This is a genomic window from Vagococcus teuberi (genome assembly GCF_001870205.1).
GTDB classification, from domain to species: Bacteria; Bacillota; Bacilli; order Lactobacillales; family Vagococcaceae; genus Vagococcus; species Vagococcus teuberi.
In genome coordinates this window covers 386,082-412,069 of sequence record NZ_CP017267.1, presented here as the reverse complement: position 1 = coordinate 412,069, position 25,988 = coordinate 386,082, and the positions used below count along the sequence as shown (strand labels likewise).

The following is a 25,988-nucleotide window of genomic DNA, read 5'->3' as shown; positions in this document are numbered from 1 at the left end:
CTTATTAATAGTGTACTCTTAAATAAATCGTGATTTTCAACATCATTAAAGGAGAGATAATATGACTTATTGGTTAACAAACGTGCGTATAGAAACTGGATTTATCAGAGAAAATGATTGGATTAAAGCAACTGAAACACAATTAGTGGCCATCCACATCCACAATGGAAAGATTACAACCATTATTCCTACAGAATATTTTTCTTCTAATGATGAAAAATTTATAGATTGTAATGAACAGTTACTACTACCAGGTATCGTAGAAAAACACTGCCACTTAGACAAAAGTAAATTAGGAACACAATATACTCCAATCACTCCTGCTAAAAGTTTAGTGGAACGTTTTGAAACAGAAATTCCTATATTGGATAGTCTAGATGAACCCATCGAGGTGCGTGCTAAAGCACTGTATGACTTAGAAGTTTCTCATGGCGCGACTGCGTTTAGGTCTCATATAGATATCGAACCAGCAACGGGCCTTAGATACCTAAACGCCATTACATCACTGCGAAAAAATGTGTGTACACCTATTGAACTAGTTGCTTTTCCACAACATGGATTATTACGTTCAAAAAGCAGCCAATTAATGGAAAAAGCTTTACAAAATGGTGCTAATTTTGTTGGCGGTGTGGATCCTTACTCGCTAGATGGCGACTATAAAGCATCTCTTCATGAAACATTTCGACTAGCGACAACTTATAATGTGGGGATTGATATCCATGTTCATGATAGAAAAGAAGCTGGAACAACAACCATAAAAGAAATCATTCATTTAACTAAAAAACATGGATGGCAAGATAAAGTGTTTATCAGTCATGCATTTGGCTTAAATGATTTTGTTGGTGACGAAAGAAAACAAGTGTTTTCCGATTTAGCTAAACAGGGTATCCATATTGTAACGAGTGTTCCTATTACACCAAATACAATCCCTCCGATTATGGAGCTTATCGATTACGGTGTCTCTGTTCATCTAGGTTGTGATAATATTTACGACTGTTGGTCTCCTTATGGTGATGGCTCACTTCAAGAAAAATTGGTGCGTTTAGGTGAATTATTTAACGTAAAAGACCAAAGTGATTTGACTCAGCTTTTAGGATTAATGACTGATGGCGTGACTACTTTAGATAAAGACGGAAACCATATATGGCCTAGTGTTGGTGATGAAGCTACTTATTTACTTACTTCGGCAATGTCATCAGCTGAATTTGTTGCTAGAAAATCACCTATTACATCAAGCTATTATCAAGGAAAACAAGTAAAATAAATAAGCTGACTAGAAAGTCTTAAAATAGATGTATTGGTCATGTCCCAAAATAGGTCATGATTTCCGCGACTTCTAGCCAAATAACTCATGTATTTTCTCGCATCATTTATACTGTTAATATTAGTCATCTCTTAATTTTTGTCGATATCTATCAACGTCACGCCATAATTATAATAATCGTGATCTGTATTAAGTCTTATATTGTTAATACCTGAACTGATTTTTGTAACACCTTTATAAGTCGAGGCTGCTAATAAACTTCCTTGTAAATTAATTCACCATAATTCTTCTAACGAATTTAGTATTAAGATATCTGGATCAAGGTAAAGTACATGTTTTATTGTTTTAGGTAGAATATCCCCACAAAGTAAACGATAATACATCTCTTTAGGGGATTTACTGACAACTTTAAGTCCATTCTAAGTTTACTCATTTTTATTACAGTATGTTTCGCAAACAAACCGCATAAGATAAAAATCCACATGTCATCACTTTTAGACATGTGGATTTTAGTTAAATTGTAAATAAATAGAGTATAGAAATCACTGTGATAAAATGCATCACATTTGGAATTTCTTTTAATCGTCCGGCAAAAATCATGCATAATTCATAAGATAAAAATCCTAATACAAGTCCTAAAGCAATTGAACCGGTTAACGGCATCATGACAATCGTTAGAAAAGCTGGAATAACTTCTTCAAATCCACCATCCCAATCAATCCCTGTGATGTTTTGCATCATAAAAATACCAATTACCACCATCGCTGGCGTGGTCACAGCTGTTGTGACAAGAGATAACACTGGATAAAAGAAGGCTGATAATAAAAATAATCCCGCCACAATGACACTCATCAAACCAGTTCTAGCACCAGCAATAATTCCTGATACAGATTCAATATAAGTTGATAAACTTGATGTTCCTAAGATTGAACCAAAAAATGTTCCCAAAGCATCGGCACTGTAAATACGTTTGTTATCTTCAAAGCTTTCTTGTTTAATATCGGATACTTGTGTTGCAGCTGCAGACAATGTCGTCGCTGTTCCAAAGAAATCTAAAAATAAAAATGTCAAAATAATAACAATAGAATCCAACGATAACATCTTATCTAAATTTTTCACCGCAACCATAAATGTATCGTTCATCATGGCATTCATTGGCGCAGTCGGAATGACAACTGGCGAGCCTTTTGGTAATTGCGGTAATGTCGCAATAACATCCGCACTAAGGTTAAACCAATTCATTGATGCGCCAAATCGAATAAACAATCCACATACGGCAGCACCAATCATTCCTAAAAACACGGCATATTGATTTTTTCTCACTAAGAAAAATGCGGCTGTGATGATACCAAAGAATGCGATAATCACATTAGGGTTAGAAAAACCGCCAAATGTAATAAACATTCCCTCATCTGGTACGATGATTCCTGAATTTTTAAAACTAACAAAAGCGATAAAAATCCCCAAACCTACTGTTCCTGCTTGTTTCACATTCGTTGGTATAGCTTTAATTATTTTAGAGCGAGCACCTGAAAAAGCAAGCATTAAAAACAACACTGAGGCAACTAAAACTGATGCCAATGTTTCTTGCCAAGATTTTCCCATTTGCAAAACAACTGAATAAGCAAAAAAAGCATTCATTGACATACATGGTGCAAGACCTAGTGGAAATTTTGCCCATAACCCCATAATGAGCATGGCGATGGCTGAAGACAAAATAGTCGACATAAAGACGGCATCTTGTGGCATCCCTGCTTGCCCTAAAATAATCGGATTAACAAAAATAACATAAGACATCGCAAAAAATGCCGTTAACCCTCCTGTAAACTCTCGTTTAAAAGTAGAACCTGAAGCGGTGATACCAAAATACTGATCAATCTTTTCCTTCATTACTATTCCTCCTATTGATTTAAAAAACACATCATGGCAGAATAATAAGATTCATTTGCCAAAGTAAGTTACTTTACGGGTAACTTGTAGAAACTTCTAGACCGTATTACTAGAATTATATGGTTTTTTATTACCTCGATATCATAACAACTTTCTTTTACTTTTTCAACAGTAAAACGAACAAATATAATTAAAAATATAATAATAGTTAATTTTTATTGCTTTTTTACTATCTATTTTAACTTAATCACGATTAATTACATAAAAAAAGCAGACACTTTTTAAACAACTGTCTTTGATTAATTATAATGATGTTGATATCTATTTTACTGAGCCTGGAACCCCATCCCAAAGAGGTTTAAACGAACAGTCTAATGCGTTGCTACGTCAAGATAAATTGCCCAAGAAAATGGATTTCAATGAAGTGGAGAACTCGTTTATCCATTCTATCACATCTAAAAGAAATAATATTCCTAGAAAATCATTAAATTATAAAACACCATTAGAAGTATTTTTGAGATTTGTAGACAACATAGATTTTTTCTAGCTTAATTTGACAAATGAAAAATATAAAATAAAAAGCAACCCTTGGCTGCTTATAAAATACAAAAATATTTATTTGACATACATCACATGATGGTGACCATATTTTTCTAACATCTCTTTATTTAATGTCACACCTAACCCAGTTTCCCTAGGTACACTTAGCCTTCCATTTTCTAGTTCAAACGTTTCATTAATGATATCTTCTTTAAAATATCGAGTTGAAGCGGAAATATCACCTGGAAAATCAAACCCTTCTTGAGAAGCAAAAGCCAAGTTAAGTGCTCGTCCAACACCTGACTCAAACATGCCACCACACCATAGCCCTAAGCCATTATTTTTACAATACTCAACAATTTTTTGTGCTTGTGTCACACCACCTACACGCGAAATTTTTAGATTAACAGCTCCCAAGCTACCTAAACGATGACCTAACATCACGTCTTCTACACTACGAATATTTTCATCTAGACAAATCGGTGTTTCAATATTCTTTTGAAGTTCAGCATGTTCTAAAAAATCTGAATAGCCAAAAGGTTGCTCAATCATCGATAGTTGATACGTGTCTAGTTCTTTAAAAATAGTTAGACTGTCTAAATCATAAGCAGAATTTGCATCCACCATTAAAAGCATCTCTGGAAAATGACTTCTTACAGCTTTCACAAAATCTACATCCTGATTGGGTGCTATTTTTAATTTTATCCGAGTATATCCTTCAGCCACATAACGTGATACCACTTCAATCAAATCCTGTACGCTTTTTTGAATGCCAATACTCACCCCAACAGATAATTTGTCAGTCTGACTACTAAATAGTTCTGCCAAACTTTTTTTATGCCTTTTTGCATACAAATCCCAAATTGCTGTTTCTAAAGAAGATTTAGCCATCCAGTTTCCACGTATTACAGAAAATAATCGTGTGACATCATCGGGATGAGTAATCTGTGACTGAACTAACAACGGAATTAAATGATTAGCTAGAATCAACCGAGCTGTTTCTAATGTTTCTTCTGTATAATCAGGTTGTTCAAACGCTACTAATTCCCCGTATCCTTGGTTACCAAGTTCATCTGTCACAACAAGAATATCCATTGCTTTATGCGATAAAAAGCCATAACTTGTTTTAAATGGTGCCACTAAAGGTAGTTGCACATGATAACTATCTATTTTTGTGATATTCATAACCTATCCCTCACTCTAAAAGTTGTGTTACTGTTGCTAAAAACGCTGCTGGTTTTTCAACATGAATGCAATGACCACTATCTTCAAACTCAATCACCGTTGATTCTGTCATAAGCTGATTCATTTGCTTAGCCAGGGATACAAACTTAACGTCTTTCTGTCCAACCAAAAAATAAGGATGAAAAGGATACTCTTTTTCTAATTTCCCCCATAGTGATGGTTGAGTCCCTGTACCAAAATAGTGCAAGCTCATAGCAAGTCCGATTGCTTGTTGCGACAGTCGTTCCTGTCTGATAGTCTCACGAACTATTTGTGACAACGTCTTTTGTGTATCAAACAAAAGGATAGTCTCCCAGTAATCAACAAATTTTCCAATCCCCTTATCTAGCAATAAACAAGCTAAACGATTATCTGATTGACGACGAATTTTCCTTGAATCAATATCATCTAACCCTGGGGAAGAACTTTCCAAAATCAGTGAATTGACTCGTGTCGGATATTCAAATGCGTAAGCCAATGCAAGACGTCCTCCCATTGAGTAACCTAACAAATCTATTTTATCTAAATTTAAACGATCACGTATCTCTTCTAAATCTTTTACCTGTTGTTCACTTGTATAGCGATAAGGATGGACAAAGACACTTGTCTTTCCGTGCCCTATCAAATCAATCGCAATAACATTATGCGTTTTGATATCATGTAAAAAATGAAACGTTTGTGATGTTCCAGTAAATCCGTGCAAACACACTAATGTTGGTTTCATACAGTCAAACTCTGTTACGTAATTGATATAGTAGTCTACACCTCTGACACTTATTAGCATGTCATATCACGTTCTATAATCTGACGTACTTGTTGTTGAAACGCTCTTCTGAACTCTGCGTTTTCTTCTCGACTAGTGCGAACTTCAATCAATCTTGGATAATTCGGGCGGTCGTTAAGTAAGCTTTCTAACTCAATTAAAGATTCAGCAGATGAATAATCCAGCGATACCATGTTAGCCATAGCTTCAAAATTAACATTAGTTGAGGTAGCGAATAAATCATCAAACAACGAAGTCGGTAAGTCTTTTTGAGATAGCATTGAAAATATTCCACCACCATCATTGTTTATCACAATAATCGTAATAGGTAATTGATATTTTGTCGCCATAGCCAAACCTGTCGTGTCATGAAAACAAGATAAGTCCCCTATCACTAGTCGTGTGTGACGTGTTGTATCATTTGCTGCTACACCTAAAGCAGTTGAGGTTACCCCGTCTATTCCATTTACCCCACGATTACCATAAATAGTAACTCTTTCTTTCGTCACAGGAAGATATGTATCTAAATCTCTAATAGGCATACTATTTGAGACAAACAACTGATCATTTTCTTGCATCGTTTGATAAACGACTTGGGTGATATTACCGTCACTAAACAATGTTATATCTTGGCTTTTTATGCTGTTTACAACGATTTGGTCTAATTTATTAAATGATTCTAGCCAACTTTCATCAGCCCTTTTTAACTGAGTTTCTAACATATTGGATAAAAAGTCGACTTCATCTGACACGATTAATGTTGTCATCATTTTTGATGCATCTAACCATTCTGTTGCAGATTCTACTAAATAATAATCACCTGTAAATGTCGCGAGCCACTGATTTAACGGTTTTGACACAGGTAGTTTTCCAAATCGCACAATGATATCAGGTGTCATATTTTCTTTGACATAACGTAAATACATGTCATAGTATGGTGAAATTGTTGGACTATCTATGCCAAAAGTTCGAATATTCGCTAACGGATCAGCTAGAATAACCCAACCTAATTGTTCTGCCAAGTCAACTAATTGTCTCACTGCTTCCTCATCAAATGATGGCCCTACAACAAAAATGCCTTTTTTCCCTGACCAGTTTTGGCTTATCGTTTCAATCTCAGCTTTTGATAGACACCTTTTTCCAGTCATTGTATTAACTGACTTAACTTTTGGAACAGCTAAGTCTAAGTCAGGTAATAGTGGCTCTCTTAACGGTAAATTTAGATGAACAGGTCCTTGTGGCAATGAACAAGCCAGATTTGATAATTTTGCTCCTTGAACGTAAGCATATTGATACATCTCTTCTGTTCCTTCAGGTAACGCCATTTCAACAAACTGTTTAACTTGTGAACCATACATATTAAGTTGATTCATCGTTTGTGGTGCACCGTTATCTCTTAATTCATGTGGGCGATCTGTTGTCACAACAACAAGCGGTACATTCGATTGCTTCGCCTCAGACACGGCAGGTAAATAATTTGCCGCCGCTGTTCCTGATGTACACACTAAAGCCACTGGTTTTTGACCTGCTTTACTCAATCCCAAAGCAAAAAATCCCGCTGAACGTTCATCGACATCGATATAGGTTTTTATTTCTGAACGTTGGTGCAATAAAATGGACACGGGCGTAGACCTAGACCCTGGACTAATCACTGCTTGAGTTACTCCACCATCAATCAACCCTTGGATGAATGAATTGATATAGTTTGTCATACTACTTTGATGTGACATTTTCTTCTCCTCCTATCGCACGTAACATTGGCTGAAATTTCACACGTGTTTCCTTTAATTCTTCTTGAGGAATAGAGTCCGCTATAACCCCACAGCCTGCATATAACGTTGCTGATTTTCCTGATAAAAGTGCCGAACGAATGCCTACCGCAAATTCACCTTCCTCAAGTATCACCGAACTCCAACCAATTGGGGCTCCGTACAAGCCACGATTGATTGGTTCATGTTCTCTAATCCATTTTGTTGTCAACTCTTTGGGTTGTCCACCTAATGCTGGCGTTGGATGTAACTGCTCGATAGCTGAAAAAAATGATATATCAGCTTTTTTTTCGCCACTAAATGGGTAAAATAAATGTTGTATGTCTCGATTTTTTAATAAAGATGGCTGACCTTTTTCCGATAAAGTTTCAGTAATCTCACTCATATCACGCTCGATTGCATCTACAACGATTTGGTGCTCCACTTGATTTTTCATGTCATTTAATAATTGACTCCCAAGTTGATTGTCTTTCTCTACTGTTTTTCCACGTGGTATAGACCCTGCTACACACGCTGTTGAAATGTTATTTTCTTGTAGTAACAACAATCTTTCTGGTGTGGCACCTATAAAAGCATTCTCGCTATGTTCTAAAACAAAAACATACGTATTTTCTTGTTGCTCTAGACAATTTTTTAAAACATCATTCACTGAAAATGGTTCTGTTGCCTTTATATACAACTCGCGTGCTAAAACAATTTTTCTAATATCGCTATCAGAGTTTATCTCATCCATCGCCAATTCAACCGTCTCTAACCACTCTGGAACATGAATTTCATTTGCTTGCATCTGTTGACGAGTTGGTGACTCATATTGTTTATTTTGACTAACCGCGTTCCACAATGTCACGATATTTTCCCACTGTGTATCTAAGTCATCATTTGATTCTACAATCATATTGAACGTTAAAAAGCGATTATCATTTGTTTGGGTTAACATGATTTTAGGTATAAAAAGATACCCATTGCCTAACTCTTGCCACGTTTTTTGACTATCAACAGTTTTATCAAAAGGAAATCCACCTAAAAAAACAGGGCCAGTTCCACTATGTTTAGCATTCGTTATCGTATTTTTCGACAAGTTTTCACGACTAATAGTCATATCACGGTAATCTTGTGCCACATATTCTTTACATGTGCCTAACCCCACAAGAGAAAACGACGCATCTGGTGTTTGCCAAAAATAACGAGTGGTAAATACTTTTTTTGCTTGATAAAAACAAGTCACAATGGCCTCTGAAGTCTCAGGTAAACTGACTACCCAACTAACCAACGTTGGCCTTTTTATCTCTAGTTTTCTAACATCATTTGGTACATTAAACATGAACTAAAACTCCTTTAATACAATGAAAAGAAGCCAACCATACCTATAAAAATGGCTGGCGCTTCTTTTACTCATTTACTAATAATCGTTTTGCCACTTTACCACTAGCTGTACGTGGTAAAGCATCAACGACATAATATTTTTTGGGACATTTATATTTTGCTAAAGAGTTAAGACAAGTTTCACTTATCTTCTCTATATCTATCGTGTCGTCCATCACAATATACGCTACAGGAACTTCACCCCATGTATCGTCATGCTCTCCTACAACAGCGACTTCCATTATACCGGATAAACTTGCTATGCATTGTTCAACTTCAGCTGGATAGATATTTTCCCCACCCGAAATAATGAGTTCACTCAAACGACTGACAACGTATAAGTATCCGTCCTCATCAAGATATCCTAAATCACCAGTTTTAAAGTAACCATCTGTTGTCCATGACGACGATTTATTTAGATAACCTGGGGAAATATTGGGACCAGATAATAGTATTTCACCAATTTCCATTGGTTCACAGGTTTCATCATCTTTTCGAATGACGAGACTTATCCCATCTAATGGCAAGCCTGATGACCCAATCTTTTGAAGGGCATCATCATATCCTAGAGCAACTACTTGCGAACATGTTTCAGTCATACCAAAGGACTGAATCACTGTAATGTCTTTGTTAAAACAATCTTGTAGCATCTCTTTAGAGACAGGTCCGCCACCAACAAGTAAACATTTAAACTTATCAGAGTATCCTTGCTTTGGATAGGCTTGTAATAATTGTTTGAGCATCACATTAACAACTGATGAAACGGTTATGTCTCCTGTTTTAAACAAACGGGACATAAGAGATGCATCAAATTTTTCAAATATATACACTCCACACCCTATCACTAACTGACGAACAACAATGGATAAACCACTAATATGGAACATTGGAACAGAACATCCCCAAACATCTTGAGCCGTGATGTTCATATTTTTTTGTGTCCCCATGCTACTTGCTAAATGATTACGAAACGTTTGGATCACACCTTTAGGCTTACCAGTTGTGCCTGAAGTATACATAATAGAAGCCGTTGCATCGACTGAAAACGTTGGATAACTAATTGAATCAAGCAGTGGTTGACAATGGATATCCGAAAAAGAAATCAACTGAACGTGATTGAAATTTTTTTCTTTTAAATCATCTGCGACAAATATCGTTTTCACCCCAGAATCTTCTAGTTGATATAACAATTCTTGAGTGGTTAGATGTGTATTTAAAAAGACAATTTCTTTTCCTAATGACCACAAAGCTAAAATTAAAAAATACATGTCACTTGAATTGTGACTCAAAATAGCGACGCGTTTATCATTTTGTGATAAAAACACCATCACTCTTTTGGCTCTTTCATCGACTTCACTGGCAATCTCTGCTATTGTCCAAGACTGATTAATAGTATATAACCCAATTTTTTCTGGATGTGTTTCTAGTTGTGCTGTTAACCATGGTAACATTGTCTTCACTCTTTTATGGGAATTTTGGAAATTGATCAAAGTCAGGATCACGTTTTTCCTTAAACGAATCGCGGCCTTCTTTGGCTTCGTCCATTGTGTAATATAAAAGGGTCGCATCTCCTGCTAATTGCTGGATACCAGCTAAGCCATCTGTATCTGCATTCATTGCCGCTTTAATCATACGTAGCGCAATTGGACTTTTAGTTAGTAATTCTTCAGCCCATTCCATCGTCACTTCTTCGACTTTATCTAAAGGTGCAACTGTGTTAATCCAACCCATTTCAAGAGCTTCTTCAGCTGTGTATTGTTTTGTCATAAACCAAACTTCTTTGGCTTTCTTATGACCAACCACACGTGCTAAATAACCTGAACCATAACCACCATCAAAACTTCCGACGTTAGGTCCTGTTTGACCAAACATGGCATTATCAGCAGCGATTGTTAAATCACACACTAATTGCAGCACATTTCCGCCACCAATGGACCAACCTTTAACCATTGCAATAACCGGTTTTGGAATGACGCGAATTAATCGTTGTAAATCTAAAACATTTAAACGAGGGATTTGGTCTTCTCCAACATATCCACCATGTCCACGTACTTTTTGATCACCACCAGAACAAAAGGCTAACTCACCTTCTCCCGTTAAAATAATCACCCCAATATCTGTCATATCACGGCTAATTGTAAACGCATCTATTAATTCAAATACTGTTTTAGGTGTAAATGCATTATGTACATGCGGACGGTTAATACTAATTTTAGCTATTTTCCCATGTTGTGTGAATAAAATTTCATCATATTCTTTAATTGTTTTCCAATCATACATTTTATAAAGTTCCCCCTTAATTTTCTACTCACCAATTATACACAATCTTATCTGAAATAGTAGAATTGATGCTTATTACTAATAAACTTTTATAAAATACTTCGCAATGTTATAATCTATCTACTAAATCAAAGGACTGATAATAAGTGAATGCTTTAGATTATTTAGACATTAAAATCGAAGACGTTTCAAAAGAAAAGGTCATCTTAACTATGGTAGTTGATGGGAAACACTTACAACCTTTTGGCTTAATGCACGGTGGGATGAATGCTGTTTTGATTGAAACAGCAACAAGTATTGGAGCAAATGAGTCAATAGATACAACCAAGCAAGTTGCTGTGGGACTTGATATTCAAGTCAATCATCTTAAGAGTGCCGTCAAAGGTGATACGCTAACGGTTGTAGCCATCCCTGATCATATCGGAAAAACAACACAAGTTTGGCAAGCTGAAATCACCAATCAAATACAACAAAAAATCAGCGTAGGTAGATGCACGCTGATCGTAAAAAAGAAGTAACGATTGATGCTACACACTGGATGAAAAAAACATGTCAAAAACTTAGACTTAAAACATTTTAAAAAGTGAATTGACATCACTTTTCTGTACAAGCATTATAAGGTCTTTATTGTGTTCAAATAGTTATTTTATCTTCTGTTAAACAATCTGCTCTATTTCCCAACCCAAACGATAATCCACAGGAGATAAATAGTCTAATGTTCCATGTTTCCTAAATCAATTCCACCAATTGACATAGTCCATTAACTCCTACTGTAGTTCAAACAAAGAATCAAAAGACTGCTGGTAAATAAACTCAATCTTAAAGGCTCGATAGATCAATTCTGCCACTGCTGCCACTGCGTTATCGTAGGAACAACACATTATCTATTTTTTGTTCATTTTTACCGGCTGCTAAATCTTTAAAGTTTAGTGTCGTATAGCTATGAGAATAAGAATTTTCTTGATAAATGGCCTTATAAAAATTAAATAACTAAAAAGATGATAAATCTGAGATTACTCTCACATTCACCATCTTTTAATTTTAACTCATCAGTCCAATTTGACAAAGAGCCAATTTAATCTATTAATACGATTTAGTGTACAGCTTGATAACTTCTATGCACGATTATTATATTATGTTTTTATTTTTCAATTAAAATATTAGACTATAATATTATAGGTCTAAATCACCATTATATCTTTTCCTATTAAAAATATATGTCCCTGATAATGTCATCAGCATAGCACCTAATAAAACTAAACTAAATGATTCAGTTTCTCCAGTTTCAGGTAATTTTAAACTATTTTTACTAACTTGTCTCTGTGTAAACTTAGAAACGTTTGGAACAGTTGGTTGAATTAGATTGGTATCAGTATCTTTTGGATTTGTTGGCCCTGTTGGTTCCGTTGGCTCTGTTGGTTCCGTTGGCTCTGTTGGTTCCGTTGGCTCTGTTGGTTCCGTTGGCTCTGTTGGTTCCGTTGGCTCTGTTGGTTCCGTTGGCTCTGTTGGTTCCGTTGGCTCTGTTGGTTCCGTTGGCTCTGTTGGTTCCGTTGGCTCTGTTGGTTCCGTTGGCTCTGTTGGTTCCGTTGGCTCTGTTGGTTCCGTTGGCTCTGTTGGTTCCGTTGGCTCTGTTGGTTCCGTTGGCTCTGTTGGTTCCGTTGGCTCTGTTGGTTCCGTTGGCTCTGTTGGTTCCGTTGGCTCTGTTGGTTCCGTTGGCTCTGTTGGTTCCGTTGGCTCTGTTGGTTCCGTTGGCTCTGTTGGTTCCGTTGGCTCTGTTGGTTCCGTTGGCTCTGTTGGTTCCGTTGGCTCTGTTGGTTCCGTTGGCTCTGTTGGTTCCGTTGGCTCTGTTGGTTCCGTTGTATTACGTATAATAGAAAAATCATCTTGCGATATTGACGTTTCACCTTCGGGACTAGTTTCTGTAAATTCTGCAGAGTATTTTCCTTCTGGTAACTCATCAATTACCTCTTTTGGAACGTTGGCTCCGTCTCCTTCTTTTATGACTTCTCCTTTATCATCTTTAATTACCCATGTTAAATCTGACTCAGGTATTTTTTGTCCGCCACTAATGCTGCCCGGATTAATCGGTCTGTCGATAGTCGTTGTGCTTTGAGGGTGTCTTATAGAAAAATCATCTTGCGATATTGATATCTCACCTTCGGGACTAGTTTCTGTAAATTCTGCAGAGTATTTTCCTTCTGGTAACTCATCAATTACCTCTTTTGGAACGTTAGCTCCGTCTCCTTCTTTTATGACTTCTCCTTTGTCATCTTTAATTACCCATGTTAAATCTGACTCAGGTATTTTTTGTCCGCCACTAATGCTGCCCGGATTAATCGGTCTGTCGATAGTCGTTGTGCTTTGAGGGTGTCTTATAGAAAAATCATCTTGCGATATTGACGTTTCACCTTCGGGACTAGTTTCTGTAAATTCTGCAGAGTATTTTCCTTCTGGTAACTCATCAATTACCTCTTTTGGAACGTTAGCTCCGTCTCCTTCTTTTATGACTTCTCCTTTGTCATCTTTAATTACCCATGTTAAATCTGACTCAGGTATTTTTTGTCCGCCACTAATGCTGCCCGGATTAATCGGTCTGTCGATAGTCGTTGTGCTTTGAGGGTGTCTTATAGAAAAATCATCTTGCGATATTGATATCTCACCTTCGGGGCTAGTTTCTGTAAATTCTGCAGAGTATTTCCCTTCTGGTAACTCATCAATTACCTCTTTTGGAACGTTAGCTCCGTCTCCTTCTTTTATGACTTCTCCTTTGTCATCTTTAATTACCCATGTTAAATCTGACTCAGGTATTTTTTGTCCGCCACTAATGCTGCCCGGATTAATCGGTCTGTCGATAGTCGTTGTGCTTTGAGGGTGTCTTATAGAAAAATCATCTTGCGATATTGACGTTTCACCTTCAGGACTAGTTTCTGTAAATTCTGCAGAGTATTTTCCTTCTGGTAACTCATCAATTACCTCTTTTGGAACGTTAGCTCCGTCTCCTTCTTTTATGACTTCTCCTTTGTCATCTTTAATTACCCATGTTAAATCTGACTCAGGTATTTTTTGTCCGCCACTAATGCTGCCCGGATTAATCGGTCTGTCGATAGTCGTTGTGCTTTGAGGGTGTCTTATAGAAAAATCATCTTGCGATATTGATATCTCCCCTTCAGGACTAGTTTCTGTAAATTCTGCAGAGTATTTTCCTTCTGGCAACTCATCAATTACCTCTTTTGGAACGTTAGCTCCGTCTCCTTCTTTTATGACTTCTCCTTTGTCATCTTTAATTACCCATGTTAAATCTGACTCAGGTATTTTTTGTCCGCCACTAATGCTGCCCGGATTAATCGGTCTGTCGATAGTCGTTGTGCTTTGAGGGTGTCTTATAGAAAAATCATCTTGCGATATTGACGTTTCACCTTCAGGACTAGTTTCTGTAAATTCTGCAGAGTATTTTCCTTCTGGTAACTCATCAATTACCTCTTTTGGAACGTTAGCTCCGTCTCCTTCTTTTATGACTTCTCCTTTGTCATCTTTAATTACCCATGTTAAATCTGACTCAGGTATTTTTTGTCCGCCACTAATGCTGCCCGGATTAATCGGTCTGTCGATAGTCGTTGTGCTTTGAGGGTGTCTTATAGAAAAATCATCTTGCGATATTGACGTTTCACCTTCGGGACTAGTTTCTGTAAATTCTGCAGAGTATTTTCCTTCTGGTAACTCATCAATTACCTCTTTTGGAACGTTAGCTCCGTCTCCTTCTTTTATGACTTCCCCTTTGTCATCTTTAATTACCCATGTTAAATCTGACTCAGGTATTTTTTGTCCGCCACTAATGCTGCCCGGATTAATCGGTCTGTCGATAGTCGTTGTGCTTTGAGGGTGTCTTATAGAAAAATCATCTTGCGATATTGATATCTCACCTTCGGGACTAGTTTCTGTAAATTCTGCAGAGTATTTTCCTTCTGGTAACTCATCAATTACCTCTTTTGGAACGTTAGCTCCGTCTCCTTCTTTTATGACTTCTCCTTTGTCATCTTTAATTACCCATGTTAAATCTGACTCAGGTATTTTTTGTCCGCCACTAATGCTGCCCGGATTAATCGGTCTATCGATAGTCGTTGTGCTTTGAGGGTGTCTTATAGAAAAATCATCTTGCGATATTGACGTTTCACCTTCAGGACTAGTTTCTGTAAATTCTGCAGAGTATTTTCCTTCTGGTAACTCATCAATTACCTCTTTTGGAACGTTAGCTCCGTCTCCTTCTTTTATGACTTCTCCTTTGTCATCTTTAATTACCCATGTTAAAGCTGACTCAGGTATTTTTTGTCCGCCACTAATGCTGCCCGGATTAATCGGTCTGTCGATAGTCGTTGTGCTTTGAGGGTGTCTTATAGAAAAATCATCTTGCGATATTGACGTTTCACCTTCGGGACTAGTCTCTGTAAATTCTGCAGAGTATTTTCCTTCTGGCAACTCATCAATTACCTCTTTTGGAACGTTAGCTCCGTCTCCTTCTTTTATGACTTCTCCTTTATCATCTTTAATTACCCATGTTAAAGCTGACTCAGGTATTTTTTGTCCGCCACTAATGCTGCCCGGATTAATCGGTCTGTCGATAGTCGTTGTGCTTTGAGGGTGTCTTATATAAAATACATCTTTTGCTGTTGTAGGTGGAACAACAGTACCATTAGTAGTAGTTGCACTAGCAGTATTTTCAATGGTATACATGCCTTCTTCTAATGTTTGTAATATGGAAGAATCAAAATTACCGCTTCCGCTAGCAATAACACGGCCTGTTTCATCTTTTAAACTCCAAATGTTAGAATCGCCTTTAAACGTTAGTTCAATGGAACTAGGATTATAAAGTTTATCTACATGCACAGTAGCATCAGTAGATTTTGTTTCCATAATAAATGAGCTTTGCCAATACTGTGGGGTTTGAACAGTGCCTGCTGAAAAATATCCGTGAGCGGTTATTGTACCATAATAGATTCCATCCTTTAGGCCAGAAACGTCAAAAGAAAATTCAGATCCTATATGATCAAAAGATCTTGATTCCTGAGTCTCTTGATTCACTAAATCTAAAGTATAAGAATTAACGAAATAACGTATGTTATCAGCTAAGTATTTTCCTTGTACCAATGAAGGGATATCAAACCAAGCACCTGGTATTACCTCAACTCCGTCAATATTAATATCAAAATTATTTGCAACATAACGTGGATCAATTTCTATAGATTTTTGATTATCATAACTTTTTATTTTCTTTTCAGGTATATCAACTTGTGAATCTGATGTTTGATTTTCTTCGGGCATACTACCTTGTGAGTCTGATGTTTGATTTTCTTCAGGCATACTACCTTGTGAGTCTGATGTTTGATTTTCTTCGGGCATACTACCTTGTGAGTCTGATGTTTGATTCTCTTCAGGCATACTAACTTGCAAATCTGTAGTTTCTATTTTATTATCTGTTAGTTCTTCAGCAGAGACGAGTACTGGAGATAATGGTAGTATATTAGAAAATAAAAAGCTATATATAGCTATTTTTTTGAAGATTTTCAAAATAGTTACTCTCCTTTTCTTATTTTATTAATTTTATCCAAATAATTATCCCAAATACTTTCTATATAAAGTAATCCAATCAACTATTATAATATAGTACATTAATTGAACAGTCAATGATATTAACATTATACTTTGAATTAGTAACACTTTTTTGATAATTTTTAAGTATTATCCGTTTACCCTTGACCATGATTCTGCCTAGATTTAAGCCCTTTGCTAGGATCTAACTTAAAAAATCAACTCGTTTTCTCACAAGTATCACAGCTAGACTAAATATCAGCTGTTCATGATTTTCCTAATTTGTACAAATCCATCATTTGTTGTTTAAACTCTTTTGAAAATATTCTTTTAGGTTTATGTTCTGATATGTTTTTTTATCCCGTATGTTTTCTTATTTTCATCACACCTCATTTTTCTGTCAAGTGCAGCTTATCCACAAATTAAGAATTAAATAATTGATGAAAAAAGTGGTTCTTTCTGTTAAATACCATTTCCCACTGTTTTATTATTTGCGATTCTTCTAGTGAAATATTTTTGGCACCTTCATCTGTCATCTCTAGAATGTTTGCTTCTTGAAACACCAATTGTATGGGAGAATGCGTACATATAATAAATTGAGAGTCAGCTTTCACTAAATCGTTTATCATCAGCATTAACTCTAATTGTGATTGTAATGACAGTCCTGTCTCAGGCTCATCAAACAAATAAATGCCCTGACCAAAAAAACGTTCTTGAACAAGTGCCTTAATTGATTGCCCTCGAGAAAAAGAGTGCAACGATCTGTCAAATAAATCACTTGATACTCCTAAATCATCTAAATCAGTGGTTAAATTATAAAAAGATTCGGCCCGATAAAAATAATAATCTTTAGCATAATAAGCATAGCGTATCAATCGACAACTTTTTGTCAAATCAGAATGTGTTTCTCGAGTACTAAAGTGATTATTTTTTGAGCCTCCTTCTAAATTTAATCCTAGTAACTCAGCGATAGCTTCAAGAAAAGTTGATTTTCCAACTCCATTTTCTCCTGTAATAAACGTGATTGGTTTAGTAAATAATAAATTATTTATATCTTTAATAAATGGTAAGTTGTAAGGAAAAGCTCCTTCTTCTATCCCCTCATAGTATAATTGTTTAATGTACATTTCTTCACCCACCTCTATGTAATGAACGATAGCCTGTTTTCCTTGTGGGAAAACAGGCTATCTAACTAATCAATATTTAATTTGTAAAGTTGTGAGATACTATTTACTACATTTAGGTTTACTTCTCATTTAAACGACACAATCCCGAACCTCTATTGCGTCCTTGTAGCCCTATAGCTACGCCAGTTTGAATAAATTTCATTAAAATATTCCAAATTTCGCTTAATAAATATTTTTCATATTATGTACATTATAACATACTACACTTATTTTACCAAAAATATAACTATTATTAAAACCTATACATCATTCTCAATAATTGGAATAAGCTTATTGGCTAAGTCATCTGAAACATCTTTAATGTTAATAACTGACGCATCTGAAATTACCTTATTGGCAAGCTCTTTTCCTTTTACAGGATCATCCCACTCTTTATCTTGATAATGACTAGGAACAGGATACGAAGTCACAGTTCCATCTCCATTATTATGGTACGTAAACATCCCAGCTGATAGAGGGTTTCCTGAAATAACAGTTACATCTTCCGGTAAATAAACACCCGTTTCCCAGATTTGTAAAGATTTATTTGGATATAAACTGTAAGTTGTGGTTGAATTTAATAATTCATTCACTCTAGATTCACTTAAACTAGCCATTTTTATCAATACTTTTGCTGCTAATAATTTATTGTTTTCATAACTTGTTGATGTTGATTTAGTTGACTGTGCTACATCTCCACCTACAATCTGACTAAACCCAGCCTTAATATCAGGGTTTTGTGTTTCACTAAAATGTAAATAATTTTCATTGTTACCTTGATTTTGTTGTGTTACATATACTTTTGGCTGACCGTTTTCTATGATAAAGAAGTATACATGTTTTTGTAAATAAGGTTGTGTATCAGCATCTGAATAAACAGCTACTAGCTGATAAGGTGCACTGCCCTCACCTGTTTCTGACCACTCTACTTGTACTGGTTGATTGTTGATTGCCATTGTCCATGTCCCGTTGAAAATATCACCAGGAACCTTTAAACCATATAAGTCAACACTATTTGATTGGTTATATTCTTTGTAGTTTTGCCCCATTTTATTACTAAATTGCGACATAAATCCTCGCAGACTATCTTTTTTGGCATCATTCCATAAAGAATTTGTAGTTTCATCTTTCTTATTAGAACTTTCTTCTGTTTTATCTGTTTCTTTTGATTCAGATGTCTTTGTTGCTTCTAATTTTTCTTTCTCTTTTTTAGCATACTCAACTAGTTTATCTGACCCTTTTTTAATTTTAATAACTGAGTCTAATTCAGATAGTGCTTTTTCCTTATCTTTTGCTTCCTTGTATTCTAAAGCTTTATTGTAGTGCTTTAGCTGTGTTTGATAATTTTTAGCTTCATCATCTTTTGGTTTACTTTCTAAAGCCATCTCAACAAACCCTTCAGCTTGTTCAAATTTTTTCTCTATAATGGCTTCTTTGGTTTTTTGCATTGATTGATCAAACGTATCACTATTCCCACATGCTGTCATCACGACCAAAGCTAAACCTAATACTATAAAACTTCTTAATCGTTTAGTCATCTCTGTCTCCTTTTTGTTTTTATTTATGACATTAATTATACACTATAAACTCTCTATATCTAATTAAAATATACCTTATTTTTTATCATTATGTTGTTCATAAATCGTTAGGATATCTTGTAACAATTCCTTTAAATATCGTTGTTGATTTTTACTCATCGTTTCTTTTGTAGCATCGTGATCATCCAACGTTCCCACATGATACTGCGTAAATCCGTCATCACTAATAAAAATAATCATAGGTACAACCACTCCATCATATGACGTGTTATCAACGGTATATTGCTTTAAATCACCTTTGTTTTTATCAGTAAAATTTTTTCCATGTGTGTCTACTTGCCAAGCTTCTTGTTTCTTATTTTTTAAAACATCATCTAAAACAGGATACAACTCCTAACACCAGGGACATGTATCAAACCCAAAGACATAGATACCCGTTTTTTTCGTGAGAAGTGATTCCATTACCGTTTCAGGTTGTTTTCGAATCAAGTGGGTTGTATTATCTGATTTTTTAGGGATAAGTAGCATCCCTATCACCACTAGGATTATTCCAACTAACCATATTGCTTTCTTTTTCATTTATCTAACCTAATCTTATATCATTCTATATTTTTAATAAGGAAAATTATACCATACAATTAATAAACCAATTATTTAACCATAATCTTTTCACTTAACCTTTAACTTTGGAAATTAATACGGATTAGGTGTATAATAAAGTTTAGGAGGGTGATATTTATGACATTAGAAGAAACAAAACGTACATTGAATCAGTTAGTGGCAGATTTAAGTCAGTTTTCAGTTGTTATCCACCAGACACATTGGTACATGAGAGGTCCTGAATTTTTATCTTTGCATCCTTTAATGGACGAGTATATGGATGAAATCAACGATCAATTAGATGTAATTTCCGAGCGTCTCATCACTTTAGGTGGTTCTCCATACTCTACATTACAAGAATTTATTGATAACACTGGTATCAAAGATGAAAAAGGAACTTATGAAAAACCCATTCCAGAAAGACTTAAAACACTAGTTGCAGGATACAACTATTTAATTGGTGTTTACGAAAAAGGTATTGAAGTAAGTGAAAAAGAAGGCGATTTAGGAACACAAGATATTTTCATTTCTTTCAAAACAGACCTTGAGAAAAAAGTTTGGATGCTACAAGCTACACTTAATAGAGCACCTGGACTTTAATAGTTGAAACTAAAACAGACCATACATGGTCTGTTTTTTTTGCTATAAATGATTAATTTCTGTATTATTTTTTAAAAGGAGACTTTAACATGAAAAAATACTATCTAGTTAGTTTAACAATCGGACTCTTATTATTGTTTACTTTACAATTATTAAGCTATATTAATTATCTATTGATTGACTAGGGCATTATGAATGGCATCATCGATAAAAATCTGTTACTTAAAACACCATTAATTATTATCCCACTTCTCTTTATTGCCTTTTCTATTATTAGATTCGTAATGGATTATCTGAATCAACAAAAATAAGCACTCATAAAGGATGATGTTTGTGCAATCTTTACCCTATATTAATCACCATTTTCACTCTCCTTCCTTAATCAATGAAGAACAAAATGCTGAATATGAAGGAGTCTGTTTCTATCATGATACGAAGTTTTACAGAAGTCGTTTAGCTAATAAAACACCGAAAAAAGCTGGTTACTTTGTCGCTTTTTGGGAAAAAGATGACCAATTGAAAAATCAGGCTTTCTCATACGAAGACGCACCAGATATAACACTAGTTTGGATTATCGACGCCGATAAAAAAGGGGTTTTTATGTTTCCAAAAGAGATATTGTTACAAAAAAACATTTTACAAACAAAATCTCAAAAAGGAAAAATGGGGATCAGAGTTTATCCTACATGGGAGTCTAACTTAAACCAAACAGCACTAAAAACACAAGAGTGGCAATCACATTACTTTAAATGTTTGAGTACATAAAAAAGCAGATAAGAGTGTAATATACTCCTATCTGCTTTTATTTCTATTTATCCAAGTAACTCTTCTCTTAAAATTCCATACTTAATTGAATCGTAGTATACTCCGTTTAAGTACCTGACTTTTCTTATTACTGCTTCTTTTTCCATATTACACTTTTCGCCAATCTTTTGCATCCCTTCATTTCCAGACCAAGTAGTAAAACCTATATGTGGTAAATAAGAGAATAAATTAAATAAATGGACTATCCATTGGTATAGAGCGACACTACCTATCCCTTTCTCCCATAAAGATGAATCATATATTAAAATCCCTATGTCCAACCATTGCTTCAACTCTCCATCTTCCCAATAAGCAGTCACTAATCCAACAATCTTATTGTTAAAAAGTATCGCTTTACTTAAAGGATCATTAATCAAACTTTTCCCAAATCCAGAAGAAAATTCTTCCCAATTCATAATAGGGTCATTAAAATATGGACCATTATACTTCATCCATTCTAAATCTGCTTTTGGCCCATAACTTATTTCCCAAATATCAAGTAAATCTTCTTCATTAATCACAGCTAATTCAATTTTTGTCATTCTAATCCCCTAAACATATAATTTAGTCGCTTACTTCACTCATAATCCTCAAATTCATTACGACCAAGATGCCTTTAAGTCTTCTTTTTTTGTTTTCCATATGAATCACTTCCTTTAATATTTTTAAATATCAAAATCTGTATTAAACTGCTTTATCTAAAGCTTGCTCTAAATCTTTAATTAAATCATCCGCGTTTTCAATTCCTATGGTTAATCTAAGCAGGCCTTCTGATAAGCCGATTTTTGCACGTAACTCTGTACTATAATAATCATGAGTCATACTGGCTGGGTGACAAATTAAACTCTCTACTCCACCTAAACTAACTGCTAAATTAATAATATCCAATGCATCAACGAATTTTTCTGGACTTGCTTCTGACACTAGTTCGATTGAAAATACCGCTCCAATACCTGAAGCTTGTTTTTTCTGAATCTCTACTTCAACGTCTGATGATGAACCAGGATAATAGACGTTTGCTATTCTAGGATGTTTTTCAAGAAACTCAATGATTTTCTTTATGTTTTCCTCTTGTTTATCCATATTCACTCCTTTTATCAATATAATTTCTGATTTACTCTCATTTAATTCTAATAATTCTAACGCACCTTTTTTATAATGTCAATTAGCATGATACTAATTTAGTAATACCAATAATTAACTTACTAGAATTCAAAGATATGATATTATAAAACCATTAAAAATATTAATTTAGTTAAGGAGGTTATTTTCATTAAACTCATTGATGTAAAAAAATCCACCACTTATTTACGTACGACACTCCTGATTATCATATTAGTAGGTTTTATCACCTTTATGATTCATCCTGATTTAAAAAGTATCATAGAATCTACCCCTACGTTAACAAGTACGCCAAATAAATTGGTTAAATTAATGCAATACATCATCAATAACGGATTAAAAGTGCCCTTCTCTATGCTTGTACTGGCTCTAATCCCTGTTCCCTATATTTATTTCTTTAATATCTTTTTGTCAGCGACATTAGGTGGCGTTGTGTTTGGTGCTGTTTTGTCATACTCAATCAGTACAGGATTAAATCTAATCGTTGCTTCAATCCCTCATTCTATTATAGAGCTCACGGCCTTTTGTATTTGGGCATCAAGCTTGTATTACCTAAACCTCTGGATAAGAAATAAATTACATAAAAGGGCAATTAATACGACTTTCTGGTTTGAACTAAAACGTTGTGTCCTGCACTATATCAGATATGTCCTACCTTTAATTATTATAGCAGCCTGTTTAGAAACCTTTTTAACTGATAAAATATTGAATTTACTTAACTAGACTAATAAAACCTATGTAATGAGGCGAATAGGTGCTCATTACATAGGTTTTTTATTAAGGCCAAAATGCTAGTATTGATGATAATAACTCCAAAATTACGTCAATAAAGCTTAGTTTTGTTTTAGATTTGTTCCTGTTCCTCCTACTTCTCATTATATCATCCCTTCACTGTTCACATTTTTAAGTTGCATTTGATCAATTATACCACGATATAAAACATACCGCATTATTCATATAAATTTTGTTTTTGATAAAAAGATGACATTATCCTTTCATCGACTTTATCTACTAACGTTTTTTTGACAAGTTCTGCATTTACCATAAATCTACCTTCACCAGTTTCATCACATGTAATTAGTGTTAATTCTGCCTTTTTTGGATGATCATCAATGACATGCACATCTGTAGTTTGGATGTATGACGTATCGTTGATTGTATATTCATACACATATTCTAAATCAGTCAGATAAATTGGCATCTCTTTTTTTGCATTGATTATCGGACCAAACAACACTTCTTTGTTCAACATACGATGACTAGTCAATGAATAATTTCCAACACCCATCTCTTGATTTTTTTTTCATCGTTCCTGCTCCCTTTAAAATAGCATAATCAGAAACACCTCTTAATATTGGTAAGTTAACATGTAAATCAGGTATCGTAATGCCACCTAAAACAGGGACTTTATCATCTTTAAAGGTTGATTTTAAAGCTGAAGTAATGTCAGCTCTACTCGCTTTCGAAAAATTAAAATCATCTTTTTTGACTCTTTTTGATTCTTTTTATATCTTGTATTGATGTCTGATGAATACTTGGTGAACCATTCATTTTTAAAAATATTTGTGTTAACTCTTGACTAAAAAACAATAATAAAAGATATTAAAAACATCAATCTCTTTTTTTGTTTAGTTTTTGTTCATTCCTTCTTGTTTCAGTTATTTTTTCATTTTTTATACTTTATTCATTTTTTGTCTTGTTATAATAATGTATTATTGCAGGTTTTATAATTGAAAAACAATGTTTATGTTGGACTATTTTCAGCAATGTTGTTGGTAGGTGGAACGGCTGTCACAACTGTTTCAGAAGATAGATGTTAAAACAGAAAAAGTTGTTCCAGAACAAACAAATGATGTGAAACTTGATTTAGGGAAAGTGACATTGATTGATTATAGTTCGAATCATTATGATGATTTATTTGGAGATTATCATTTTTCAGTTGCTAAACCGGCAGAACTACAAGGTTTTAAACTAGGTGAACTAACACTAAAAAGTTATCATTACGATGCATCAAATTCTACTTATATTGCCTGGGTTTCTTTAAACCATACAGTGAAAGATGAAAAATATGATTCAGAAGTATATTTTGAAGCACATGATGAAAGTGACTCTATTGCTTTCAAACCAACTAAAGTAAATATGAACGTGACTAGAGAAAATTCTCCTGGAGAATACGGTCCTTCACCTTTCTTAGGTGGAGTAATTAATGATAAAGTTCCATTCTTCGAAACACCAAATGGTACTTACTATGCTTTTATTCGTTTAATTTTCACTAACGTTGCTCAATCAGGAGAAAATGGTCAAGAACACATTAACAATGATACTGTTGATGAATCAAGTAATCAACAAGACACTCCTGAAAACCCAACTGAACTTCTTGGATCTGAAAACAATCCTACTGGCAATAAAGTAGAAAAACAAAACGAAAAAAAATTTGTTGAAAACATCAAAAAAGCTGGTGATACAAGCGAAAAATATGCTGACAACAAAAAATTACCTCAAACAAGTCAATCAAATACTGCATTGTCAGGATTAATGTTACTTCTTATTGGTAGTGCTACTGCTGTCTTTGCTAAATTTAAATTCTCTACAAAATAACTACTAAAAAAACTTCCAACTTAATTGCTGGAAGTTTTTCTTTTTGTTAATCTATTGCCTTGTATTCTGCTGCCATTCCTTTTTTCACACCAGGTCGTTGTGCAATTCGATGAGTCCATTCAACCAAATGTTTATAGCTTTGAATATCTAAAAATTCAGCGGATCCTTCATATAAATCACCTAATACAAGTTGACCATACCAAGACCAAATAGCTATGTCTGCAATACTATATGTGTCTCCGGCGATAAATTCACGAGTTGCTAATACTTTATCTAGTAAATCAAGTTGTCTTTTAGTTTCCATTGTATATCTGTCGATTGGGTATTTCAATTTCTCTGGTGCATAATGGAAAAAGTGACCAAATCCACCACCGACAAATGGACCGGAGCCAACTTGCCAAAATAACCAATTTAATACTTCTGTCTTATCTTGAATATCTTTTGGTAAAAACTCACCAAACTTTTCAGCTAAGTAAACTAAGATTGAACCTGATTCAAACACATCAATGTTAGGGGTTTGACTTTGATCAACCATTGCTGGAATTTTAGAATTTGGATTGATAGAAACAAAATCTGAACCAAATTGATCGCCTTCACCTATATTAATTTTATATAAATCATACTCTGCATCTTTTATTCCTAATTCTTTTAATTCTTCTAACAGAATCGTTACTTTAACACCATTTGGAGTTCCTAGTGAATAGACTTGAAATGGTGCACTCCCCACAGGAAGTTTTTGTTCAAAACGACTGCCGGCTGTTGGGCGGTTCCCACCTTTATTGTTATTTTCATCTTCCCATGTCCATACATCTGGTAATTTATAATCTGTCATATTATCACTCCTTACTTTTATACTACGTTAATGATAGCACTCAATAAAAATAT

The 25,988-nt window shown here is 34.7% G+C and carries 23 protein-coding genes, 2 pseudogenes and 1 riboswitch; of the genes and pseudogenes, 7 read left to right on the top strand and 18 right to left on the bottom strand.

All coding sequences use genetic code 11. The annotated features are described in order from the left end of the window. The first annotated feature begins 61 nt into the window (after positions 1 to 61). The gene (locus BHY08_RS01940; RefSeq protein WP_071456264.1) at positions 62 to 1,264 is read left to right on the top strand and encodes an amidohydrolase family protein; all 1,203 of its coding nucleotides are present in this window, start codon (positions 62 to 64) and stop codon (positions 1,262 to 1,264) included. A gap of 275 nt (positions 1,265 to 1,539) precedes the next feature. Here the strand turns inward: BHY08_RS01940 and BHY08_RS11395 are convergent, their stop codons facing one another. Beyond that, positions 1,540 to 1,647: a glycosyltransferase gene (locus BHY08_RS11395; RefSeq protein ID WP_157093620.1), complete on the bottom strand. Its 108-nt coding sequence runs from the start codon at positions 1,645 to 1,647 to the stop codon at positions 1,540 to 1,542. Positions 1,648 to 1,777: 130 nt separating this feature from the next. Then, positions 1,778 to 3,154, bottom strand: a complete 1,377-nt coding sequence (locus BHY08_RS01935) for an NCS2 family permease (RefSeq protein WP_071456263.1) — start codon at positions 3,152 to 3,154, stop codon at positions 1,778 to 1,780. A 41-nt stretch (positions 3,155 to 3,195) separates the two neighbouring features. Beyond that, a riboswitch (purine riboswitch) is annotated at positions 3,196 to 3,297 on the bottom strand. Positions 3,298 to 3,446: 149 nt separating this feature from the next. Here BHY08_RS01935 and BHY08_RS10660 point away from each other — a divergent pair. Further along, positions 3,447 to 3,701: pseudogene (locus BHY08_RS10660) on the top strand (transposase); the annotation flags it as partial. A gap of 68 nt (positions 3,702 to 3,769) precedes the next feature. Here the strand turns inward: BHY08_RS10660 and menC are convergent. The 6 genes from menC to menB form a co-directional block, all read right to left on the bottom strand. Beyond that, complete coding sequence (gene menC, locus BHY08_RS01930) at positions 3,770 to 4,879, bottom strand: o-succinylbenzoate synthase (protein WP_071456262.1); 1,110 nt, start codon at positions 4,877 to 4,879, stop codon at positions 3,770 to 3,772. A 10-nt stretch (positions 4,880 to 4,889) separates the two neighbouring features. Beyond that, positions 4,890 to 5,642 (bottom strand): 2-succinyl-6-hydroxy-2,4-cyclohexadiene-1-carboxylate synthase, encoded by a 753-nt coding sequence (gene menH / locus BHY08_RS01925; RefSeq protein ID WP_169817656.1) that lies wholly within the window; start codon positions 5,640 to 5,642, stop codon positions 4,890 to 4,892. Positions 5,643 to 5,695: 53 nt separating this feature from the next. Further along, complete coding sequence (gene menD / locus BHY08_RS01920; RefSeq protein WP_071456260.1) at positions 5,696 to 7,411, bottom strand: 2-succinyl-5-enolpyruvyl-6-hydroxy-3-cyclohexene-1-carboxylic-acid synthase; 1,716 nt, start codon at positions 7,409 to 7,411, stop codon at positions 5,696 to 5,698. Beyond that, positions 7,395 to 8,771 (bottom strand): isochorismate synthase, encoded by a 1,377-nt coding sequence (locus tag BHY08_RS01915; protein WP_071456259.1) that lies wholly within the window; start codon positions 8,769 to 8,771, stop codon positions 7,395 to 7,397. Before BHY08_RS01915 ends, menD begins: the two co-directional genes overlap by 17 nt. Before the next feature lie 67 nt (positions 8,772 to 8,838). After that, positions 8,839 to 10,263, bottom strand: a complete 1,425-nt coding sequence (locus BHY08_RS01910) for an o-succinylbenzoate--CoA ligase (protein WP_071456258.1) — start codon at positions 10,261 to 10,263, stop codon at positions 8,839 to 8,841. Positions 10,264 to 10,276: 13 nt separating this feature from the next. Then, a complete protein-coding gene (gene menB / locus BHY08_RS01905) occupies positions 10,277 to 11,092 on the bottom strand; it encodes a 1,4-dihydroxy-2-naphthoyl-CoA synthase (protein ID WP_071456257.1) in 816 nt (271 codons plus the stop codon). A gap of 146 nt (positions 11,093 to 11,238) precedes the next feature. Here menB and BHY08_RS01900 point away from each other — a divergent pair, with 146 nt between their 5' ends. Then, positions 11,239 to 11,610 carry a PaaI family thioesterase gene (locus BHY08_RS01900; protein ID WP_071456256.1) on the top strand — a complete coding sequence of 124 codons (372 nt, stop codon included), beginning with the start codon at positions 11,239 to 11,241 and terminating at the stop codon, positions 11,608 to 11,610. Positions 11,611 to 11,826: 216 nt separating this feature from the next. Here the strand turns inward: BHY08_RS01900 and BHY08_RS11215 are convergent. The 6 genes and pseudogenes from BHY08_RS11215 to BHY08_RS01875 form a co-directional block, all read right to left on the bottom strand. Further along, positions 11,827 to 11,967: pseudogene (locus tag BHY08_RS11215) on the bottom strand (IS3 family transposase); the annotation flags it as partial. Between the two features lie 298 nt (positions 11,968 to 12,265). Continuing rightward, positions 12,266 to 16,654 (bottom strand): LPXTG cell wall anchor domain-containing protein, encoded by a 4,389-nt coding sequence (locus tag BHY08_RS01895; protein WP_071456255.1) that lies wholly within the window; start codon positions 16,652 to 16,654, stop codon positions 12,266 to 12,268. A gap of 443 nt (positions 16,655 to 17,097) precedes the next feature. Then, on the bottom strand, positions 17,098 to 17,802 hold the full coding sequence (locus BHY08_RS01890) for an AAA family ATPase (RefSeq protein WP_071456254.1): 705 nt from the start codon (positions 17,800 to 17,802) through the stop codon (positions 17,098 to 17,100). Positions 17,803 to 18,101: 299 nt separating this feature from the next. After that, positions 18,102 to 19,379 (bottom strand): DUF4767 domain-containing protein, encoded by a 1,278-nt coding sequence (locus tag BHY08_RS01885; RefSeq protein ID WP_071456253.1) that lies wholly within the window; start codon positions 19,377 to 19,379, stop codon positions 18,102 to 18,104. Positions 19,380 to 19,454: 75 nt separating this feature from the next. Further along, positions 19,455 to 19,769 (bottom strand): hypothetical protein, encoded by a 315-nt coding sequence (locus tag BHY08_RS01880; protein ID WP_071456252.1) that lies wholly within the window; start codon positions 19,767 to 19,769, stop codon positions 19,455 to 19,457. 3 nt (positions 19,770 to 19,772) lie between these two features. Next, complete coding sequence (locus BHY08_RS01875; RefSeq protein WP_071456251.1) at positions 19,773 to 19,958, bottom strand: hypothetical protein; 186 nt, start codon at positions 19,956 to 19,958, stop codon at positions 19,773 to 19,775. Positions 19,959 to 20,117: 159 nt separating this feature from the next. On the opposite strand from BHY08_RS01875, the gene BHY08_RS01870 reads away from it, so the two are divergent. Further along, positions 20,118 to 20,579, top strand: coding sequence for a Dps family protein (locus BHY08_RS01870; protein WP_071456250.1), 462 nt, complete (start codon positions 20,118 to 20,120; stop codon positions 20,577 to 20,579). A 333-nt stretch (positions 20,580 to 20,912) separates the two neighbouring features. Continuing rightward, positions 20,913 to 21,344: a MepB family protein gene (locus BHY08_RS01860; protein WP_084657152.1), complete on the top strand. Its 432-nt coding sequence runs from the start codon at positions 20,913 to 20,915 to the stop codon at positions 21,342 to 21,344. A 47-nt stretch (positions 21,345 to 21,391) separates the two neighbouring features. On the opposite strand, the gene BHY08_RS01855 is transcribed toward BHY08_RS01860, so the two are convergent. Continuing rightward, positions 21,392 to 21,925: a GNAT family N-acetyltransferase gene (locus BHY08_RS01855; RefSeq protein WP_071456248.1), complete on the bottom strand. Its 534-nt coding sequence runs from the start codon at positions 21,923 to 21,925 to the stop codon at positions 21,392 to 21,394. 142 nt (positions 21,926 to 22,067) lie between these two features. Next, positions 22,068 to 22,466, bottom strand: a complete 399-nt coding sequence (locus BHY08_RS01850; protein WP_071456247.1) for a PLP-dependent transferase — start codon at positions 22,464 to 22,466, stop codon at positions 22,068 to 22,070. A 153-nt stretch (positions 22,467 to 22,619) separates the two neighbouring features. Here BHY08_RS01850 and BHY08_RS01845 point away from each other — a divergent pair, with 153 nt between their 5' ends. Further along, positions 22,620 to 23,228, top strand: coding sequence for a stage II sporulation protein M (locus BHY08_RS01845; RefSeq protein WP_338062451.1), 609 nt, complete (start codon positions 22,620 to 22,622; stop codon positions 23,226 to 23,228). A 226-nt stretch (positions 23,229 to 23,454) separates the two neighbouring features. Here the strand turns inward: BHY08_RS01845 and BHY08_RS01840 are convergent, their stop codons facing one another. Further along, the gene (locus BHY08_RS01840) at positions 23,455 to 23,793 is read right to left on the bottom strand and encodes a class A sortase (RefSeq protein WP_071456245.1); all 339 of its coding nucleotides are present in this window, start codon (positions 23,791 to 23,793) and stop codon (positions 23,455 to 23,457) included. Between the two features lie 491 nt (positions 23,794 to 24,284). On the opposite strand from BHY08_RS01840, the gene BHY08_RS01835 reads away from it, so the two are divergent. Continuing rightward, a complete protein-coding gene (locus BHY08_RS01835) occupies positions 24,285 to 25,103 on the top strand; it encodes an LPXTG cell wall anchor domain-containing protein (protein WP_071456244.1) in 819 nt (272 codons plus the stop codon). 46 nt (positions 25,104 to 25,149) lie between these two features. Here the strand turns inward: BHY08_RS01835 and yghU are convergent, their stop codons facing one another. Continuing rightward, entirely contained in the window at positions 25,150 to 25,935 is a 786-nt protein-coding gene (gene yghU, locus BHY08_RS01830; protein WP_071456243.1) for a glutathione-dependent disulfide-bond oxidoreductase, read from the bottom strand. Positions 25,936 to 25,988 lie beyond the last annotated feature (53 nt).

Bases quoted from the DNA above. Each gene is read 5' to 3' on its own strand.
- BHY08_RS01910 (WP_071456258.1), bottom strand. From the start codon at position 10,263: ATGTTACCATGGTTAACAGCACAACTAGAAACACATCCAGAAAAAATT.
- BHY08_RS01915 (WP_071456259.1), bottom strand. From the start codon at position 8,771: ATGTTTAATGTACCAAATGATGTTAGAAAACTAGAGATAAAAAGGCCA.
- BHY08_RS01885 (WP_071456253.1), bottom strand. From the start codon at position 19,379: ATGACTAAACGATTAAGAAGTTTTATAGTATTAGGTTTAGCTTTGGTC.
- menC (WP_071456262.1), bottom strand. From the start codon at position 4,879: ATGAATATCACAAAAATAGATAGTTATCATGTGCAACTACCTTTAGTG.
- yghU (WP_071456243.1), bottom strand. From the start codon at position 25,935: ATGACAGATTATAAATTACCAGATGTATGGACATGGGAAGATGAAAAT.
- BHY08_RS01840 (WP_071456245.1), bottom strand. From the start codon at position 23,793: ATGGGTGTTGGAAATTATTCATTGACTAGTCATCGTATGTTGAACAAA.
- BHY08_RS01855 (WP_071456248.1), bottom strand. From the start codon at position 21,925: ATGACAAAAATTGAATTAGCTGTGATTAATGAAGAAGATTTACTTGAT.
- BHY08_RS01850 (WP_071456247.1), bottom strand. From the start codon at position 22,466: ATGGATAAACAAGAGGAAAACATAAAGAAAATCATTGAGTTTCTTGAA.
- BHY08_RS01890 (WP_071456254.1), bottom strand. From the start codon at position 17,802: ATGTACATTAAACAATTATACTATGAGGGGATAGAAGAAGGAGCTTTT.
- BHY08_RS01870 (WP_071456250.1), top strand. From the start codon at position 20,118: ATGACATTAGAAGAAACAAAACGTACATTGAATCAGTTAGTGGCAGAT.
- menB (WP_071456257.1), bottom strand. From the start codon at position 11,092: ATGTATGATTGGAAAACAATTAAAGAATATGATGAAATTTTATTCACA.
- BHY08_RS01940 (WP_071456264.1), top strand. From the start codon at position 62: ATGACTTATTGGTTAACAAACGTGCGTATAGAAACTGGATTTATCAGA.
- BHY08_RS01935 (WP_071456263.1), bottom strand. From the start codon at position 3,154: ATGAAGGAAAAGATTGATCAGTATTTTGGTATCACCGCTTCAGGTTCT.
- menH (WP_169817656.1), bottom strand. From the start codon at position 5,642: ATGAAACCAACATTAGTGTGTTTGCACGGATTTACTGGAACATCACAA.
- BHY08_RS01875 (WP_071456251.1), bottom strand. From the start codon at position 19,958: ATGAAAAAGAAAGCAATATGGTTAGTTGGAATAATCCTAGTGGTGATA.
- menD (WP_071456260.1), bottom strand. From the start codon at position 7,411: ATGTCACATCAAAGTAGTATGACAAACTATATCAATTCATTCATCCAA.
- BHY08_RS11395 (WP_157093620.1), bottom strand. From the start codon at position 1,647: ATGTATTATCGTTTACTTTGTGGGGATATTCTACCTAAAACAATAAAA.